At 39.7% G+C, this 17,656-nt stretch carries 22 protein-coding genes; 9 read left to right on the top strand and 13 right to left on the bottom strand.

The window, feature by feature from the left end; all coding sequences use genetic code 11:
• Positions 1 to 32 precede the first annotated feature (32 nt).
• On the top strand, positions 33 to 1,148 hold the full coding sequence (locus tag J4526_08285; protein WFO75059.1) for a family 43 glycosylhydrolase: 1,116 nt from the start codon (positions 33 to 35) through the stop codon (positions 1,146 to 1,148).
• 20 nt (positions 1,149 to 1,168) lie between these two features.
• On the opposite strand, the gene J4526_08280 is transcribed toward J4526_08285, so the two are convergent.
• Together J4526_08280 and J4526_08275 are read right to left on the bottom strand one after the other, a co-directional pair.
• Positions 1,169 to 1,915 (bottom strand): hypothetical protein, encoded by a 747-nt coding sequence (locus J4526_08280; GenBank protein ID WFO75058.1) that lies wholly within the window; start codon positions 1,913 to 1,915, stop codon positions 1,169 to 1,171.
• A complete protein-coding gene (locus J4526_08275; protein ID WFO75057.1) occupies positions 1,890 to 2,492 on the bottom strand; it encodes a metallophosphoesterase family protein in 603 nt (200 codons plus the stop codon). The genes J4526_08280 and J4526_08275 overlap by 26 nt, the downstream gene beginning before the upstream one ends.
• A 152-nt stretch (positions 2,493 to 2,644) precedes the next feature.
• Between J4526_08275 and J4526_08270 the strand changes: the two genes are divergently transcribed.
• On the top strand, positions 2,645 to 2,950 hold the full coding sequence (locus tag J4526_08270; GenBank protein WFO75056.1) for a hypothetical protein: 306 nt from the start codon (positions 2,645 to 2,647) through the stop codon (positions 2,948 to 2,950).
• Positions 2,937 to 3,656, top strand: coding sequence for a hypothetical protein (locus tag J4526_08265; GenBank protein ID WFO75055.1), 720 nt, complete (start codon positions 2,937 to 2,939; stop codon positions 3,654 to 3,656). Before J4526_08270 ends, J4526_08265 begins: the two co-directional genes overlap by 14 nt.
• Here the strand turns inward: J4526_08265 and J4526_08260 are convergent.
• Positions 3,637 to 4,710 carry a hypothetical protein gene (locus J4526_08260; GenBank protein ID WFO75054.1) on the bottom strand — a complete coding sequence of 358 codons (1,074 nt, stop codon included), beginning with the start codon at positions 4,708 to 4,710 and terminating at the stop codon, positions 3,637 to 3,639. The two genes, J4526_08265 and J4526_08260, sit on opposite strands and share 20 nt — an antisense overlap.
• 112 nt (positions 4,711 to 4,822) lie before the next feature.
• Between J4526_08260 and J4526_08255 the strand changes: the two genes are divergently transcribed.
• The gene (locus J4526_08255) at positions 4,823 to 4,975 is read left to right on the top strand and encodes a hypothetical protein (protein WFO75053.1); all 153 of its coding nucleotides are present in this window, start codon (positions 4,823 to 4,825) and stop codon (positions 4,973 to 4,975) included.
• Positions 4,976 to 5,006: 31 nt separating this feature from the next.
• Here the strand turns inward: J4526_08255 and J4526_08250 are convergent, their stop codons facing one another.
• From J4526_08250 to J4526_08240, 3 genes are read right to left on the bottom strand one after another with little or no spacing between them, the layout of a single operon-like run.
• Complete coding sequence (locus tag J4526_08250; protein WFO75052.1) at positions 5,007 to 6,383, bottom strand: hypothetical protein; 1,377 nt, start codon at positions 6,381 to 6,383, stop codon at positions 5,007 to 5,009.
• A gap of 24 nt (positions 6,384 to 6,407) precedes the next feature.
• Positions 6,408 to 7,406: a hypothetical protein gene (locus tag J4526_08245; protein ID WFO75051.1), complete on the bottom strand. Its 999-nt coding sequence runs from the start codon at positions 7,404 to 7,406 to the stop codon at positions 6,408 to 6,410.
• A gap of 29 nt (positions 7,407 to 7,435) precedes the next feature.
• Complete coding sequence (locus J4526_08240) at positions 7,436 to 8,305, bottom strand: hypothetical protein (protein ID WFO75050.1); 870 nt, start codon at positions 8,303 to 8,305, stop codon at positions 7,436 to 7,438.
• Between the two features lie 144 nt (positions 8,306 to 8,449).
• Between J4526_08240 and J4526_08235 the strand changes: the two genes are divergently transcribed.
• Positions 8,450 to 8,689, top strand: a complete 240-nt coding sequence (locus tag J4526_08235; protein WFO75049.1) for an Lrp/AsnC ligand binding domain-containing protein — start codon at positions 8,450 to 8,452, stop codon at positions 8,687 to 8,689.
• A 2-nt stretch (positions 8,690 to 8,691) separates the two neighbouring features.
• On the opposite strand, the gene J4526_08230 is transcribed toward J4526_08235, so the two are convergent.
• Positions 8,692 to 8,964, bottom strand: a complete 273-nt coding sequence (locus J4526_08230) for a hypothetical protein (GenBank protein WFO75048.1) — start codon at positions 8,962 to 8,964, stop codon at positions 8,692 to 8,694.
• Between the two features lie 128 nt (positions 8,965 to 9,092).
• Positions 9,093 to 9,296 carry a hypothetical protein gene (locus tag J4526_08225; GenBank protein WFO75047.1) on the bottom strand — a complete coding sequence of 68 codons (204 nt, stop codon included), beginning with the start codon at positions 9,294 to 9,296 and terminating at the stop codon, positions 9,093 to 9,095.
• A 281-nt stretch (positions 9,297 to 9,577) separates the two neighbouring features.
• On the opposite strand from J4526_08225, the gene J4526_08220 reads away from it, so the two are divergent.
• Positions 9,578 to 10,552, top strand: a complete 975-nt coding sequence (locus J4526_08220) for a triphosphoribosyl-dephospho-CoA synthase (GenBank protein WFO75046.1) — start codon at positions 9,578 to 9,580, stop codon at positions 10,550 to 10,552.
• A 22-nt stretch (positions 10,553 to 10,574) separates the two neighbouring features.
• Here the strand turns inward: J4526_08220 and J4526_08215 are convergent, their stop codons facing one another.
• From J4526_08215 to J4526_08205, 3 genes are all read right to left on the bottom strand, one after another.
• A complete protein-coding gene (locus J4526_08215) occupies positions 10,575 to 10,757 on the bottom strand; it encodes a 4Fe-4S binding protein (GenBank protein WFO75045.1) in 183 nt (60 codons plus the stop codon).
• Positions 10,758 to 10,895: 138 nt separating this feature from the next.
• Complete coding sequence (locus J4526_08210; protein WFO75044.1) at positions 10,896 to 12,140, bottom strand: hypothetical protein; 1,245 nt, start codon at positions 12,138 to 12,140, stop codon at positions 10,896 to 10,898.
• Between the two features lie 88 nt (positions 12,141 to 12,228).
• Positions 12,229 to 13,758 carry a hypothetical protein gene (locus J4526_08205; protein ID WFO75043.1) on the bottom strand — a complete coding sequence of 510 codons (1,530 nt, stop codon included), beginning with the start codon at positions 13,756 to 13,758 and terminating at the stop codon, positions 12,229 to 12,231.
• A gap of 164 nt (positions 13,759 to 13,922) precedes the next feature.
• Here J4526_08205 and J4526_08200 point away from each other — a divergent pair, with 164 nt between their 5' ends.
• The 3 genes from J4526_08200 to J4526_08190 all read left to right on the top strand — a co-directional run bounded on the left by J4526_08200 (position 13,923) and on the right by J4526_08190 (position 15,451).
• The gene (locus J4526_08200; protein WFO75042.1) at positions 13,923 to 14,213 is read left to right on the top strand and encodes a 30S ribosomal protein S25e; all 291 of its coding nucleotides are present in this window, start codon (positions 13,923 to 13,925) and stop codon (positions 14,211 to 14,213) included.
• Positions 14,214 to 14,349: 136 nt separating this feature from the next.
• Entirely contained in the window at positions 14,350 to 14,493 is a 144-nt protein-coding gene (locus tag J4526_08195; GenBank protein WFO75041.1) for a hypothetical protein, read from the top strand.
• A 499-nt stretch (positions 14,494 to 14,992) separates the two neighbouring features.
• Positions 14,993 to 15,451: a hypothetical protein gene (locus J4526_08190; GenBank protein ID WFO75040.1), complete on the top strand. Its 459-nt coding sequence runs from the start codon at positions 14,993 to 14,995 to the stop codon at positions 15,449 to 15,451.
• A 134-nt stretch (positions 15,452 to 15,585) separates the two neighbouring features.
• Here the strand turns inward: J4526_08190 and J4526_08185 are convergent, their stop codons facing one another.
• On the bottom strand, positions 15,586 to 15,957 hold the full coding sequence (locus J4526_08185) for a transcriptional regulator (GenBank protein ID WFO75039.1): 372 nt from the start codon (positions 15,955 to 15,957) through the stop codon (positions 15,586 to 15,588).
• A 185-nt stretch (positions 15,958 to 16,142) separates the two neighbouring features.
• On the bottom strand, positions 16,143 to 17,645 hold the full coding sequence (locus J4526_08180) for a leucyl aminopeptidase (GenBank protein WFO76383.1): 1,503 nt from the start codon (positions 17,643 to 17,645) through the stop codon (positions 16,143 to 16,145).
• Positions 17,646 to 17,656 lie beyond the last annotated feature (11 nt).

Below are 17,656 nucleotides of genomic sequence, written 5' to 3'. Positions count from 1 at the left end.
AATAGTTTCCGGGAGAGCAAAAGGTGTCGTTCATGAAGCCCGGGATAATACTCATTGTTTTCATGATTATAGTTTATGTGATGTCGTCTTCTTTCTTTATTAGTGAAGTATTGTTACCAGAGTCTAGAACTACTCATTTAGATACAGATTTTCTTAATAGACTTGTTAAACTAAGTAGGCCTGTACTCAAGCCTAGTGGTAAAGGCTTTGACGCTAAAGCTGTTTATAATCCCGCTGTAGTCTATGTTAATGGTACTTTCTACCTGTTCTATAGAGCACAAAAAGCGTGGCATGGTACATCGGTTATAATGCTTGCTGTTAGCCGTGATGGAGTCAATTTTGTTAGGCTGAATCTAACAGTATTGTATCCCACGCTTAGAGAAGAGATGGGTGGCGGATGCGAGGATCCAAGGATTGTTAAGGTGAATAACACCTACTATATGACCTATACTGCATACGATGGTGTAACAGCTAGACTCGCTCTAGCAAGGTCAAGGGATCTTATTCACTGGGAGAAACTAGGTGTTGTGTTCCCTGATTGGGGATGGAGTAAGTCGGGGGCAATACTCCCGGTAAAAATCAACGGGAAGTACGTGATGTATTTTGGTGACTCAAATATATGGATAGCATACTCCGATGACATGGTTCATTGGGTGACTAGTAGAGACTGGGTTGTCTTAAGGCCCAGGCCAGGGTATTTTGACAGCAAGCTCGTGGAGCCAGGTCCTCCTCCTATACTCACTGATGAAGGTATTTTACTCATATACAATGCAGCTGATGAAAACAACAGGTACTCTGTAGGTTGGGTTCTTTTCTCTAAGGATGATCCTACGAAAGTTATTGCTAGGTCCGAGAAACCTATACTTGAGCCGGAGTTTGAATGGGAAATCTACGGGCAAGTACCAAACGTGGTTTTCGCCACATCCCTTGTTATGGTTAATGATAGACTGTATCTCTACTATGGTGCGGCAGACACGTATGTTGGCTTAGCTGTGGCTTCTCTAGAAACTCTATTCAACGAGTCTACTACTAGCGCAGAAGTGTATACTGGTGGTGGAACTGTATTTGCTAATATTGTGGCTGTATTCCTTGTAGGATTCGTACTAGGGGTTGTCGTGGGATTAACTGCCAGACGGTATCTACGATAGTTTTCACCAAAACAAGACATCTACAATATTTTGAGTAGTTCGCGCCAAATACTTGAAGGGGATCTCGGTAGAACGGCATCAGCTATCTCGGTAACCCCCCAAGTACTTGTGTCGACAACCACGAGTTTTCTCTTGAATATACTAGCTACCAGCGGGAGCATATTATATGGAGCTAGTACAGGGTCTAGTCCGGCTACAATAACTAGTTCTGCAGCCGAAATCTCGACCACAGCTCTAATCCATTCCCTCTCACTAACTTCTTCATCGTAGAAGACTATATCAGGTCTAATAGGGTCTCCGTCGTCAGGGCATCTATACATTTTTTCCTTGATGACTTTCTCTGTGTCAAAGAAGTGGTTTCCTTTCATACATTTTGCGCGCCGTATGTTCCCCGATAACTCGATTATGTTTAAGGACTTGAATCTAGATAGAACACCGTCTATACTAGTAGTGATTACTGCTTGGACAAGACCTCTCTTAATCATTTCAATGATGCTCTTATACGTGTTATTGTTGTCGAGTTCTATAGCTTTCTCATATAATCCCTTGTAGAAACCCCATGCACCCTCGGGGTCTGCGGTGAAACCCTTGAGTGTTAAGTATTTACCAAGTTTTCTCCACAACCCAGTATGGTAGGGTGATGGCACGGTATAGCCTAGGTCTTCAGCGAATTTATCGCCGAGTACAATCACTGTATAACCAGATTTATCGATGAGCTCCGCGAGGCCATTGATATCTATTTTAGAGCCTTTCAAGACGCGCTTCAACCCCGCTATCACTAATGTCTATGACACTATAGTAGCCATGCATGAGCGGCCCCGGGTTCACTATAACGGTCTTGTCGTGGCGTGATACACCACGTGCTTCATGTATGTGTCCGTGGACGAATAGTATAGGTTTGTACTCATCTATAAAATTCTTAAGCTCGATTAAGCCAGCGTGTTCTCCAGTGAAAGTCTTGTCGTTATAGCCATGAGCAGGGTAATGGCTTAATACTATAAGGGGCTTACTGGGACTAGGACCCAGTTTTTCCTTGATCTTGTTGAGGTTGAGAGATAGGCTCAGCCCGCCTATGCCGGCGATAAGGCATCCACGATACTCTTCGACGACTCCATCTAGGAGTATTCCTTTGCTCCTCATGTATCTGTATATGTAGTTGTCATCAAGATTACCTGTTACGCCATAGACTCTAATCCCTGTATCAACAAACTCGTCGATAATATCACTACACTCGATATCCCCCGCCAAGAGAATCATGTCGCTGCTGGTTTCGACTGCTTTGTAGACTGCTTTGATCGTGTACGTGTACGAGCAATGTATATCAGCTACAGCGAAAACCCTCATATCCATGCCACCCTATGGCATTACACAATTATTATCATGCAATCACTCTATGCAAGTACTGTAGCGTCTGGGAACATCTATTTGTCGGGAAGAAAATATTATTGTTCCCGTATAGAAAGTACCTGAATGATAGTTTCATGGAGGAACAAGTTTTGGATAAAGAAAAAGCTCTAGAGTTGTTCATAGAAACACTACGAAACTACTTCAAAGCACGTGGAAGAATGATACGTAGCCTCATGGAGACTGCTGGACAAGACAGATTGTCCATAGAATTACCCGCATTGTACTGGTATTATCCTGGAGACAAGGTATTCAAGAAGTTCATGGATTTATACAGGTACCTCATTAAAGAATATAATGGTGTTATAGAAGTTCTTGGAGAACAGGTTAAGCTAGAGAAAGACAGGATTATCATACCAAAGAAACTAATAACGGTGATGATCCATGAGGAAAGATGATTGGATCAGAATATATCCTCAAGGTCTAAATGAAGATGCCGTAAAGAACTACTGTAGAGAATGTAGGGAGGAAACAAAGGAGCAGGGTAAACCCTCTCCTAAGGCAATGAATTGCTGGAAAACAGTTTATGAAGTAGAGTATGAAGACCTGTTCACTAAAGCATTAGATAAAGCAAAGAAAATAGTCTTAGAGACAAAACACTGCTGGCTAGAAGCAAGGAAACCCGACGAGTATACTGGTAGAAAAGGAGCAATAATAATTGTCTGCTGGGACCACAATGAATTCCGTGAAACACGTAGAAAAATAATAGAAGAATACATGAAAGAACAGTTGATCGAAGAACCATACCTGCCATACAGACGTGGAGGAAACTATTACGACAAAGAATATGGTCCATGGAGACTATGGGCACTAAAATACTACCCAGAGAAACTACCAGTACAAGACATTATAGAACTAAAAATAGTATGCCCAAATGATAGCACACCAATGGAGCGTGAAGCAAAAGGCTTCAAATGCGGTTTATGCGGCTTATACATTCCCGAGACAATAATCTACGAGGCAATAGAGCTAGGAGAAGCAGAATACAAGGTAAAAACAGGATTTCACAAAAACAATGTCTATACACTAAAATACAGACCACCAGACAGAGTAGAAATAGTAAGAAAACAAGCAGAAAGAGAACTCAGTTCGAGCGAAGAATAACATTCCAGTACTTCCTATACTTATTATACTCAATACCATGGATATACGGTAGAGAGAATCTTCTTGACTGCGACGAGAACCCTAGATGAATACGCTTCACATTATAGCTGAATTCCTTCTCCAAAGCATGCATAGTCTTCTCAAAAACAGGATAAGCCTTACCATTACCAAGAAACGTCAACATAACCGAGTTATCAATGTTAATAATACCACCAGTAAACATAGGAAACTCTGATGCAGCCTTCAACAAAGCCATAGCATCTCTATACGAGTCAGCTTTAATAAACGATATAAAGAAGAGATCAGCTGCCTTAATCCATGGGAACCAGCTAATTCTGATACCTTTGAATATTCCGACAGACTCAAACATTTTTACAGCTCTAACGACATCACGTTGCCTAACACCAGCTTTTCTAGATATCTCGTACATTGGTAGAAATGGATTGTACTCTATCTCTTTAAGGATCCTTAAATAGATCTCTCTGAGAACTTTAGGTCCTTTATATTCTTTAGTGAATATGGGTAAATCATCATCGGTCAAAGTCTCTAGATAATATCCTGTTCTTTGAATAATTTTCATCCATTCTTTTTCGCTGGCCATTTCATCAAAAGAATCAATATCCCATTTGTACAGCGTTAATAATGTACGATTTTCTTCAGCATATTTAGCGGTATAAACTTCCCTTATATTTGATGTATCAATTCCATATCTTCTCAATACATTATACACGAATGTATAGATATTGCTTTTTAATGGTGTAAAGAACGCCATATAAGTTAGGTTAGGTAGGAGTCTTATGTATGCTCTTAAGAATGGTATAGGTTCACTAATGTTAATAGTGTCTTCGATTAAGACATATGTTTTCCTTAGATCTATTTTTGTTAAGTCTATTGTGAATTTGAATCTGAAATTGTATGAGTAAATTTTGTTAATTCTTAGCATGAAATCGCTGTAATCCATTGAGAAATGCTTTGCCATTCTATAGACTCCGGGAAAACTTACGTCATAAAGTCTCTGTATAAATAGTGCTAGCTCGTACTCTATCGGGGGCATGATCCACTCCTATATATTTTTCCATTTTGATCACTTTATATAATTTCCTCTTCTGATGGCAAGTAATTGACAAATTCCATGGAGGTGTATAGTATACCCGGTGAAACCGGATATGAAGAACCTCAAGACAAAACTCCTCCTAAAACTCAGTGACCGCAGGATCCTAAGTGTAATGGTACTAGGTCTACTACTAGCACTAAAAACTGGGCTTGACATCCAGCCATTCGGTGACGATGTATCCGATAAAGATATAAATGTTGTCTAACTTGATGCGAGTTTTTAGTCTTTGTCTTTAATTATCCTTTATATAAGAGAAATATTCTCTTCTGTTTAATCTTGTCTATTAGTTCCTGTAGTTTCTCTAGCGTTTTATCCCATGTTTCCACGATTATTGTCAGGTATTGTAGTTCTGTTAGTGTTATGCTGTAGACTACGTAGAATACTTCGCAGAAAATCATTAGTGTCATGGTGTCTACGAGGTTCCATAGTGTTTGGTTTGGTTGTTTTATGTGTGCGTGGAACCACCAGCTTGTCGGGAATGCTATTGGCCATATTCCTATGAGTACTATTGTTAGTAGAGCTGTTATCCTTGTTGATAGCTTTCTTGTTTTTGCTGCTACTAGTAAGAGGAATGCTATTGTTGGCACTAGGTATTGGTGGTTGACACGCCAGTATGTTGCTGTAAATACTATGTATGCTAGACTTAACGGAAGGAGGAGTTCTCTTGATTTCATCATGTAGGCTACTATCATTAGTAGGAGTATTGTTGCTGGTATGTACCAGTATTTTATCATCCATAATGTGTCGTAGCCGCACTTGTCATGTATGTATGTTGCAAGACTAGATAATCCATTGAAGCTATATACTATGGGGTAGGTGTAGCCTGGTTTTGATGAAAAGAATGTTACTTTTATGAACACAGGTATGCTTTGCGGGCACCCTATTATGAATGGCGCTAGAGTGATGACTATGCTTACTAAAGCTCCCTCGAGTATTTTCTTCAATAATTCTTTCTTGTAGAGAACAATGTATAACACGAAGATTATTGATGGAAACAGCATTGTGTGTTTAGCTAGTATAGACAAGCCCAGGAATAATCCTCCCAGGAGGGGCTTCTCCTTATACAACAGTATAGCTAGTAACATGAATGCTAGTGCTATTGGGTCGAACATACCGTATATGCCTGATATATAGATCGCCATAGGGTTGAGATAGTATAGTATAATAGTCAAGACACCGACTACATTATCCCCACTAATCTTCTTCACTATAATGTACAGTAATAGTGCTGCAATAGTATCAAAGAATATTATTACAGCTTTTACAGCAACAATCCAGTCCATTGGCGCGTAAACATGGTATACTCCATCTGACCAATAGTGTTCCACGGGCGTGGGAGCTATTATGCGGAGTACACCTAGTATGTAGATCCATATAGGCCCGTAAACGTAGGGCCAGTTGTAAGGCCAGTTCTCTTCCTCCCATGAATGCCCGTCGGCATAGAGGTAAAAACACACGCCATGTCTCAGGAAAGTATCGGCGAATCCCGCGAATTGTGGTATATCAGAGCCTGTGGAATAGGGTGCTACGATAACTCTTATCGTGAGCCCTAAGAGGATGACTATCAGTATTGGAATAAAGTCTTTCCTAATGATCCCACGTATCGTCCTCATCTACTCCAGTCCTCCAATAGTGTTCTATTTTTGTGCAGGAATTACAAAGCCTTTATGCTCTAATGTACCCACGACAATTCTTGATTCTTTTGTTTCAGGACACCACTGTATAATCCCCTCGACTACAAGCCATCCTTCCTCGTATATCACTGGTAGGTACAGGTTTTCGAAAGACAAGAGTGTTCTTACTTCATCCTTTATACTTCCATAAAGTACTTCTAGTACACGATATTCTCTTACAAGAGATTTTGATGGATAATTCAGTGTGTGAGGAGTATTTTCGACAAGTACTTTTATCCTTGCTGCCCCTGTTGTCACCCAACGGTTCCCCGTGTACGGCTCCATGTGGTCTAGCGAGTATGCTAGAGAATATTCTCTACTGGATTCAAGTACTCCTCTTCTCCATCTCCTATAGATAGCGAGAACGTCTGTGACATCAATATTATGGAGTCTCGCTAACTGTAGTGCCCATTCGAAGAGTTTCTCGGGTGGAAACGGTTTAAAGAACTCTAGTCCTCCTTCAATAAAAGCCTCTAGTACTTTCTCGCAACACCTAACACCATAAATTATGTAGTCTATATCGCTTCTACCGGGATTATGTATTCGAGCGAGAATAGAGCCAGTAATGCCGATACAGTTGAGTGGAATATTTGCTTCCCTAGATAGTAATGTAGCGTAGTAGCCTGCCTCCTCCTCCAGGGGGTCTTTAGGCCTGGTAATGATTTCTCCAACTCTTATCCTAGGGTCGTAGACTCTAGTTATTCTGGATACAACCACGGCTGGTACATAGGTGTCATAGTATGGATCGTATATGCGTAGAGGGGTTTTACCGTGAACTAGTTCGGGCGTGTATGTAGGTATTACTCTCTCATAGCAAGTGTCGCCGCGGCACCAGATGGTCTTCTCGTGTGCAGGTCTGTATTTAAGGTAGGCATAAACGATCTGTGGAGGGTGCCTATTACCTATAACTGTGTAAAGGAACCCGTTCTTGTCCTCGATGTAGAAATGGTCTAGAAAAACCATTTCTTGAAACACCATATTTCTCTAATTATTTATTCCAGCTCCAATATTATTGGTTTAAGTACTCCATGATCGGGAACAAGTCTTAGACCTTTTCTTGTTTTCTCCAAGACACCGTTTTTAACGTAGAGTACTAGTCCTCTAGGCAGCTCTGTATATTTTATCCTATACGTAGTCATCACAATAATTTTGTCTTCATCAATTAGCCTCACTTTATAGTGTGCTGGTGTAGTATACGATGATATTTCCTCTAGAATTTCTATGGCACCACTATAGAATCCCACAGGCTTCGCTGGTTCAAGGCACTCAAAATATCCTCTACTATATGGTACAAGCCTTATACTATACCTAGTGTTTTTGTAAACCCCCTGAAGCACACTATTACTCCTGAGAACACGGTATTCTTCAAGAGATAGATCACGGTGCTTAACGTGCTCTTGTATGAGATGGATACCTGCTAAAGGCTTTATTACACCGGCTTCCCTCAAGGCCAGTAACGTATTATACACTCTGATGGTACTCGTTGCCCCATAGACAACTAAGTCGATATCTCCGCTACTAAACCCTATGGCACGACTACCCGTATAATAGATGTCCTCAGGATCTATGTCACTGTAGTCTGTGAGGAGTCTTGCAAACTCTCTCGATAAACTATCTATCCTTGGCATGTATGGCAGAGTATTATTCAATGGTACCACGGGTAAACGCCGATGTAGACAGTCCCAATAGATTGTTGATATGTACAGGTATGATTTCTCTATCCTAGATGGTGGTATAGTATTCAAGTTATATCTCGGGTAAGCAATGACGTATCCCGGTGGATGCTGGAATCCTTTCACAACCCATACTATGCCATTGTACACTAGTAGTTCTCCTTCGAGAAACCGTTGCGATGTATACAAGACTACTCAGCCTATGCTGGACTTACCGTAGGTTGCTCTAAATTAAAGTGATTGTAAGGAATATAATGAAGATAACTTTAAATCCCTGTTTACCCGTCAAAAGAGAGACCATAGTGTGGGAGCAGCGTGGGAGGAGTAGGAGAATTGAGTGAAGAGAAACTGATAGCATATGTTCTAGTCGTAACAAGTATTGGGCGTGAACACGATGTTGTAAAAGAAGTTGAGAAAATGGATGGAGTGACCGAAGCGGTTATAGTTTATGGAGAGTACGATGTAGTTGTTAGAATAGAGACCAACAAGTTTAAAGAAATAGATAAAATAGTCACCAAAATCAGGAGTCTACCTCAAGTACTAAGAACAGTTACTCTGATAGGCCAGCCTTAGCTTTACCCAAGTTCCTTCTTTTTAATACCAATTTCCTCAAGCTTTTTCTTTAGAACCTCGATCAAATAGCCTTCTTCTCCAGGAAGACCTATGAACACATCACTACCAGCAATTCTAAGTACCGGTAAATCGTTATCAGAGTCAACGGTTTTAACAACGAGCTCTACATCGTATTCTAGTTCAATTATATCTTTGACCTCGAGAACCCATTGTTCCAAAGTCCATCTTAGATAACTGGGTTTACCAACAATTTCGATGATAACGTGTTCAGGCATTATCATCATCCTCTATATAGAAACAATAACTATGTGTTGTTTCATGTACTTGGTGAGTCTGTAAACTAAATTAGAGATTAGATTAATGCCCCACTATGGTTGTCACATTAGTATTTATTGCAGTATATCTATGGCTTAAGGTATTTCTGGAATTTCCTGACAATCTCTATGGCTATTCTTCTGCTCTTCGTTTTAACGATAAGGCTGTTTCCGTAATCTTCTAGGAGTACTCGTCCACCATATAGACGGAGTAGTTTATCCCTAACACTCTTATCCAATATAAGTACGAAGTTACCATTAGGGCTTGGACGGCCGAGATCTTTTGACGACATAGCTGAGCACCTCATATCTATTATTGGGTTTTTACGGTAGCGCTTTCGGATACGATGTTAGAGACTATGATCATTATACGGATGGTATTACTGTGTATAGAATATGTTGTTAACACTAGTTTAAGTTTATTGGATCAAATGTATTGGTCAGCAGGGCGAACCCGGCCATCTATTTTTGAGCCGCCTTCTAAGCATCATCATCCATGTTATTTATGATCATATCACCTATATAAACATAAACACTGGATAAAAGACTTATCGTGTAGAGAAGGGGTATTGGTATGGCGAAAAGTATTATTGATGTTTATAGTATGCTCTTCTCGACAGCAATAGCGCTTGAGGCATCAGCTTATCCCAAACCAGGTAATGTACATAGGCTTCATGACTATCCTGATAAGAAGTACGAGGACTATATTGTTACGTCTATTGTTGTAGAGAAGTATTTTAGGAAGGCTTTGCTTCGTGGGATGAAGCTTGGTACATGTAGGTGTAAGACTCTTTTCTGTGATATAGTGAGGGAGGCTGTACTAGATACGCTATGTTTTACGGGAGGAAGAAACACCTCGCTTGGCACAATATTTCTCTTAACACCATTAGCTCTAGCAACAGGCTATATTCTCTCTAGTGGAGACACCATAGATATTCATAAGCTGGCTTCAACAGCTACTCTTGTTGTAGAGAAGTATTCTACTGTAGACGACTCAATAGAGTACTATAGAGTTCTACGTGTAATCAAGCCATCGTACTTGCGTAAAACAGATGAAACCCATGGTTACCCCAATATACATGATAGATCCTTTAAGAAGAAACTTGTTGAGAAAAACATTAGGTTATGGGAGCTACTAATCTATGCTTCGACAAAAGATGTTGTTGCTAAACAAATAGTAGACAACTATAGGGATTGTATTGATGCCTTGAAGTTCATGGAGAAAAGACTGGAAAGCCATGGGGATTGGAACAGGGGTGTTGTCGAGACTTATCTCTATATGTTGTCTCGTCTTAACGATACCATTGTCATGCTTAAACATGGTGCCAATGTAATGGATTATGTTAAGCGTAGAGCAGCTAGTATTCTTGAAGAAATTCTTTCTAGAGATAATGAATGGATGAGCTTGGTGGCTGTGTTAGATAACGAGTTGTACACTAAGAGGATAAACCCGGGGTCGATAGCTGATCTAGTGGCTTGTGTTATTGCGTTAAAGAAGATAAGTGATGAGAATATTTTGCATTGTTTGTTAGAGAAAAAGATACATTGATCTTTACTTTTATTTATCTACTTTAGTCTTCTACTTTAATTGCGCCTACTGGACAAGAGGATTCACAGACTCTGCAGCCGATACAGTTCTCTGGTGCTACAACCTTGGCTTTCCCGTCTTTGATCTCAAAGACACCCTGGGGACATACGCTGGCACATGTTCCACAGCCTGTACACTTCTCCTCGTCTACTACGGGTTTAGGCATGTTACCACCTCGTTTTTACCTAGATCCAACTATTAGCATAAAAAACTTTAACTCACTAGATCATAAGGGTACACAATAATTACTTTAAATAAATGATTAAATATTGTTTAAAATGATGGTGCCTCTTCTACTAGATTGCTATGAAACACGGGCTTCGAGCAGGGTTTCGGGGGCTACCTCGTAAACAAGCATGTTTTTCTCGTAACTTACTCTCTCGAAAGGTTTTTTGCCTAAGCCTATGATTACTTCGTTTAGCCTGCTTATGGGGACAGCGATTTCGTTTATTCTTACAGGTGATAGTTTGTCTTTCTCGGCGACCCAAGTGATTTCTGGTATTATTTTTATGTAGTCTCCGGTAATCTCTGCCTTAATGATCTTCGAGACAACAATAGATCTCCTTGACTCCATGAGCATTTCATCGAAACTCCATGTGCCATGTGCTACAATGAGTTGGTGGTGTAAGGGTTTTGATCTAGTAAATAACCCTCTTGCATTGCCTGGTTTACTTTCAGATCCTGTTCTACAAGTGGTTCTCGTATGCAAGTAGTCGACGACAACTCCTTTCTCGATAAGCTTTCTTCTCCAAGAAGGATAGAGTTCGTCGTCAAACAAATGTTTGAGGGGACCTGGATAGAATGGGTCTTCGTACATTGTTAGTTCTTGTGTTAGTGTAAATCCTTTTCTGAGCTTGATTGGCTCATCTCCTTGTAGTAAATGAGCTAACTCATGGTAAAATGCAGGTGAGGCTTCTCCTGTTAATACAACAAGCCACTTACCTGTGTATGCAGGGTTTAATCTACGTGCTTTAAGTATGGAGGCAAACAATGTTTTAATATCGTCCACGACATGTCTTGTCCTATCATAGAGGTCTCTAAGGGACTCACTTGCATAAAAGAATCCTGTAGATAATAGTCTCCCCATATACATTGTATACGGGTATATGTATAGCTCGTAGAGGTACCTTTCTTCAGTTCCTGTGGAACCTGTTGTAATAGACTCAATTTCTAGCTGGGTTTTTCTTGATACACCAATTACCTCTACAGCAAGACCAAGGCTACTCAATGTCTTTGCAATGTCTCTGACAAGGCTGTCAAGCTCCTTCTGATCCGATGGTTTCCCAAATGATACTCTGCCATTATAGTATTCTTTATCATACCATGGTAGAGTATCGATGCATACGGTGTCTTTTGCGCTTAAGTCTCTAAGAAGATCATTATGGTTTGAAACCTTGTTGGAGCTGCGTACTACTAGGCATCCTTTTCTATACACTCTTACGCCAAGTATTTTCTGGCTGGAAGTGTTGTATTCAATAACACCATTACGGTAAGCAGTCTCATGTATTTCTTCAACATAGGTTATTTTGTCTATATAGCTAGAAGACATTTTCTTCATCATGTATACTAGTTGATATACACTCTCTAAAACCTATATTGCAATAATGATTTAGTGCTACATGAACTTAAAGGCTCTTCTAAGATTCTATGTAGCTTTCTATAAGAGATAATGATTCATATGCTTCTCCTGAACTAATAATATCTTCTTTGACTAATTTTTCAAATCCTCTTGAAGCTGTATCAAGGTATTTCTTGTCCAGCAGATTTACTGTTAGTATCATTTTCCTGTACTCGGTTGTATTAACTATTGATTTAAGTCTTAGTGCTCTGCTGGCGAGTGTTTGTGTTTCAATAATTTTTGTTTGGCGTGAAAACATTGTTTTTGAAGCATATATTTTCACTAAGGGTATGATATCGAGTGATTCTATGCCTTCTGGCGTAGTATAGAGTATTGCAATAAATGGTACAAGATACTTGCCAACACCGAGGCTTGGCAGTTCAAGTAGTATGCTAGTTACCCGTTTTCTCAGCTCCATTGTCTGTTCAATTAATTTATTTATTGTTCTCTTAAGATCCTCTACTTCGTAACTAGCTTTTGTAACCATTTTATCTAATTCTCTTCCGTATCTCTCGAGTTCTTTTTCAAGATATTTCTGCCTCATTGTTTCGGCGCCTATGATTCTCTGGATTTTTGTTTCAATAGCTCTCTTCTGTTTATTCTTTATACGCTTAATACTCTCGAGGCGTTTTTCTAGTCTTTTCCTCTCCCTAACAAGCTTCTTGAGTTCTATACGGTCTTCTTCGCGGGCAATACCTTCCTCTACTTTACGGCGGAGCACTTCTATTCGCTCTTCGAGACTACGTATCTTGTCCAGGAGTTCTTTCTCCTCCATCGAGTATTTCTCATCAATTCTACTTTTCTCGATCTCTAGTCTTGCCTCGTATTCTTCTATCCGTTTTTGGATAACAAGTTTTATTGACTCAACTTCTTTCTCAAGCTCTTTCTTCTTTACTTCGTGTTCTACTTCTATTTGTTTACGCCACCTAGCGTAATGTTGGTCAAGGGAGTTCATCATTGATGTAAGTTGGTCAATTACTTTACTTGTCTCGTCAAGTATTTCCTCAAGCAGGTGTTTGACCTCATTTGTATCAATACTTTTCTCAGGTATAACAAGACCTGGTAATCCTTTTTGCGACGCAGTATTGACTAGGACACGTAGTTCGTCAAGTACATTCTTGTTATAGACTAGCCCCCTAATCTCATATCTTCTTGTTACTGTTCCTTCTTTTTCCGAGTACATTGCTTCAAGAAGATTCTTTATATTACTTATTTCCTCAATGAATGCCTGCCCCCTCATTTCGCCGAGAGCATTCAAGCGGTCGACAATGTCTTCTAGAATAGGTTTATCAAACACAGTCGTGTAGACAGGTTTTGTTATAGCATCAATTACAGCAGCATATTTACCATGTACATCAATTATATTGAAGGGGTAATATAGTATCGAAATTGCTTTAATTCTCTTTCTGGCACTGACAATAAGACCCTCTCTATGCTTTGTAACTAGATAATAATAGATGCATGCGAGAACGGAATCAAGCTCATGCTCAATAGGTTTTTCTCCAGTCATAATAAGTACTGCAGGTATGTAGTACTGTTGCTGCGTCAACTCCTACCCCTTCATGATACTAATTAGTATCCTAAAATATTAGGTTTTGCTTGACTCAAAGGATAGGGTACATGGTCTAAATCATTTATGGTTCCAGGCAAATATATAAATACAGTATTCATGTAAATTTGTTGAAAGAAAAACTATGGGAGGCGTAAACCTGTATGGCCAAGGGCAAAAAAGCTGCAAAGAAAGGTGGAGAACAAATAACAACATCTAAGACTGTGTCCTTGGAATCTAAAGTAGAGTTTACAGAAGATATTCTTAAGAAGCTTGAAAGGGATCTAAAGAGAAACACTTTCACAGTATTGACGCCGTATACTCTAGCACAAGCATATGGCATTAGAATTAGTACAGCAAAGAAAATCCTTAGAGCAGCTGCTGAAAGAGGGATCTTAGTACTCTATAGTGGAGGCAGAACCCCGGTATATGTGAAACCAGGTGTAGGAAAGTAGTAGAGAACATTAACAGTTCTATTAGGACTAATCTTCATATAATTGCAAATGTTTCTACAATAATCACCTTCTTCTAGAACATAATGGAAAGATTTAATAGTAGTATAAACTAATCAATCAAAACAAGGTTATAGAAATGAGTTCTCAAAAGAAAAACAAAAAGAAGAGAAAAACAAGATTCGAAGAATTAATGAAAGAAACTGATGAAGAGCTTCTCAAAGAATACTATGAGGAGCAAGGTTGTAGTGGATGTCCATTAAGAGGATTTTGTGGAGCGTAACCAAGATCTCTTCTAGACATTAATAACAGCAGTAAGTTAGCAGGATACATTAATGATGTAAAGAATGTGCGGGAGGCCATGACGCCCTGGGGGGAGCCTCCGCGTGCTCATCCATTCCCCGTGACAACGGGGTTGTCACACGGGCGTGTCAATTATAGTTTTGATGCACTTATTTTATAAACCTTGTTCCCTAGTTCTTTATGAGTCTAGTATAAGCCTGTTATATAGGCTGTTTCTCCTATCAGTTCAGTTGTAGTACTGTATAATGTTCTTTATATTAGCCTACAAGCTAATATTTGCAATATCTGTTTGTTAAATTAGTATCAATAATGTCGAGAGTTTTCGTGAGAGAACGATTGTTAATATATTAGTTTTTCCCATCCTCTATAATGTAGTACCCATGGGTAATACCTCTATTTTTATCACGGGTAAATGTAACCACGCTATGCCCACATTGATTGTCGCGATTACATATTATTACTGATAGGAGGCTACCTTCATGGTAAACATAGGTGTGTTTTGGAATAAAAAAGGTAAGGCTCAAAAAGGAAATGGGAGATCGTACATTATATACTTTAATGGAAATACACGTGTAATTAGTTTTAAGTTTCCAGAACAACTTGTTTATGAGATTGATAAGTATGTTGTAAAACTAGGTCTCAGGAACAGGAGTGATTTACTTCGTTTACTCCTTATAGCCTTCTTGAAAAACATGAAAATAGCCGAAAAAACAGGTCTTCTTGATGAAAATGACTCGGGGAAAAATATCAAAATAAATCTCGTGATCGAGTTTGGAGACTATCACGTAAGCCAGGTAATTGATATTACGACTTTTCTTGCAGGCTCTTATAGACTAATCAATGTTGTTGAGACTGAGAAAAATAACGAGATAAGTAATAAGGGAAGAATAGAAATTGCTGAATCATCTGATTCATCTTCATCAGTAGAAGCATTATAATGATATCAAAACTTAACAATAAATACATCATGAGTAAAGATCCTGATGCATTATTAGATATAAGAATATAGTAAGAAGAAAGAAAGAAAAAATATGTATTTGATAAAAGAACTTTTAGTTTAAAGTCTATGTCGTTATTTCTCCTTCTTTATTTTTGATAGGATAATCCTGACTATATCAGCAGGTAAGCCTATTTGGTGAGCTAGTTGTTCTACTGGCACATCTCCTAGTTCTTTGAGAGCTTCCTTGACGGCTGTTTCTGCTTCAATGTAGTATACTCTTCTGCTGATCCTTCTCCTAGCTACTAGGCCTAGTCTGTTTAGTTCGGCAAGATATCTTGATTCGATTGTTCTTGGTCTACCAGTGGCTTTTGCAAGGTCCTCGGCTGTTGCCTTCTTTAATTCAACAACAGCTTTTAGTGTCTTCCACAATGGTGGACTTAATGCCACACCTCTTTTCATAAGCAACCTAATATCATATATGCTACAGAATTCTTCTTCAGACATAACTAAAACCCCCCGTTATTTTTTATTCCTACCCTATATTATTGTGTAAAAGGAATATTTATAACTTTCTATCAGAATATAATGCTATCTGGTGAAAATTTAACAGATTGATAGTATAAATAAAAAATGTTCCAAAAATGGAAACAATGTTTTGGAAATAATAAGTAATATTATTTAACAAATGTTCAATTATGACAGTGGTATATAAGTATGTAGTAGGTTATTAACCTAACGCCTATTCCTGTAGCACCTTTTGGATAGTATGGTTTTTTCGGACCCATTTCTTGTACCCAGGCCGTGCCAGCTATGTCCAGGTGACTCCATTTCTTAGTGTCTTCAACGAATTTGCTTAGGAAAGCTGCAGCTGTTATCGCTCCTCCGGCTCGTCCACCTACATTACTTATATCGGCGACCTCGCTTTCGAGCTGGTTATAGTATTCTTTCCACAAGGGCATTCTCCATAGTTTCTCACCGGTGTACAGCCCTGTTTTGATTAGCTTCTCGGCCATGTCATCGTCCTTGCTGAAAAGACCTATTGCATGGTTTCCTAGAGCGATGACTATTGCGCCAGTTAATGTAGCCAAGTCTACTATCTCCTTTGGCTTGTAGTTCTTTTCTATGTAGGCTAGTGCGTCAGCAAGTATAATCCTGCCTTCGGCATCAGTGTTGTTCACCTCCACTGTAAGCCCATTATACATTTTTATGATGTCTCTAGGCTTGTAGGATTTAGGTCCCGGCAGGTTTTCTACTACAGGAAGCACGCCGAGTACATTGACTGGTAGTTTTAACTCGGATACAGCCTTCATCACTCCTAGTACAGCAGCGCCACCGCTTTTATCGAACTTCATGTCCGCCATGGCTTGCGCCGTCTTTAGATCAAGTCCTCCAGCATCAAAGGTAACGGTTTTACCGACAACAGCTATATCCCATTCACTGCTATCGCGTCCACGGTACTCAAGGATAATAAGTCTCGGAGACGACCCGCCGCCACTACCTACAGCTAGTATTCCGTTCAAACCAAGATTCCTGAGGTCTTCTTCGCGGAACACCTTGATACCAAGCTTGTTTTTCTCAGCCAGTTTCCTAGCCTCAGCCTCTATTCCATCAGGGTTCATTATGCTAGGAGGAGCGTTAGCTATGTCTCTAGCATAATTAACTGCTTCACCAATGATAACTCCACGTTTGATACGCTCTTCCAACCCACTTGCCTCTACACCAGGGTTAAGGAGTACCTGCTTGAGGGCAATTTTCTTCTTTGTTTTAGCCTTGTACTTGCCGCCTGGCTCGTATAGAGTCATAGGTATAATGCATGCAGCTTGTTCAACAGCATCACTAAGCTCTACGCCAAGACTATGTGGTATATGGATCACTATATCCGGGGCAAGATTCTTCACTTTATTTACTATAGACGCAACTGCTTGTCTAACACCCTCAAGTCCTTCATCGCCAATACTTGCCACAATGTATCTTGTAAAACGGGTTGATGTAGGGTAGAATAGTATTGTCTCCCCAGTTTCTCCCTTAAAATCACCGGCATCAATAGCTTGTCTTAGCAGCCCACCGAGTTTCTCGTCAATCCATAGAATAGGTGATGCATCCTTGCCCTTGATGATAACAGCTATTGTAGAGACAGGCGCATCGAGTGGGGAACCCTTATACAGGCTTATACTGACCACGGGTTTCACCAGAGAAAAATACT

This window comes from Desulfurococcaceae archaeon MEX13E-LK6-19 (assembly GCA_029637525.1).
Taxonomy (GTDB): Archaea; Thermoproteota; Thermoprotei_A; order Sulfolobales; family Desulfurococcaceae; genus MEX13ELK6-19.
This window is presented reverse-complemented; position numbering and strand designations above follow the sequence as displayed.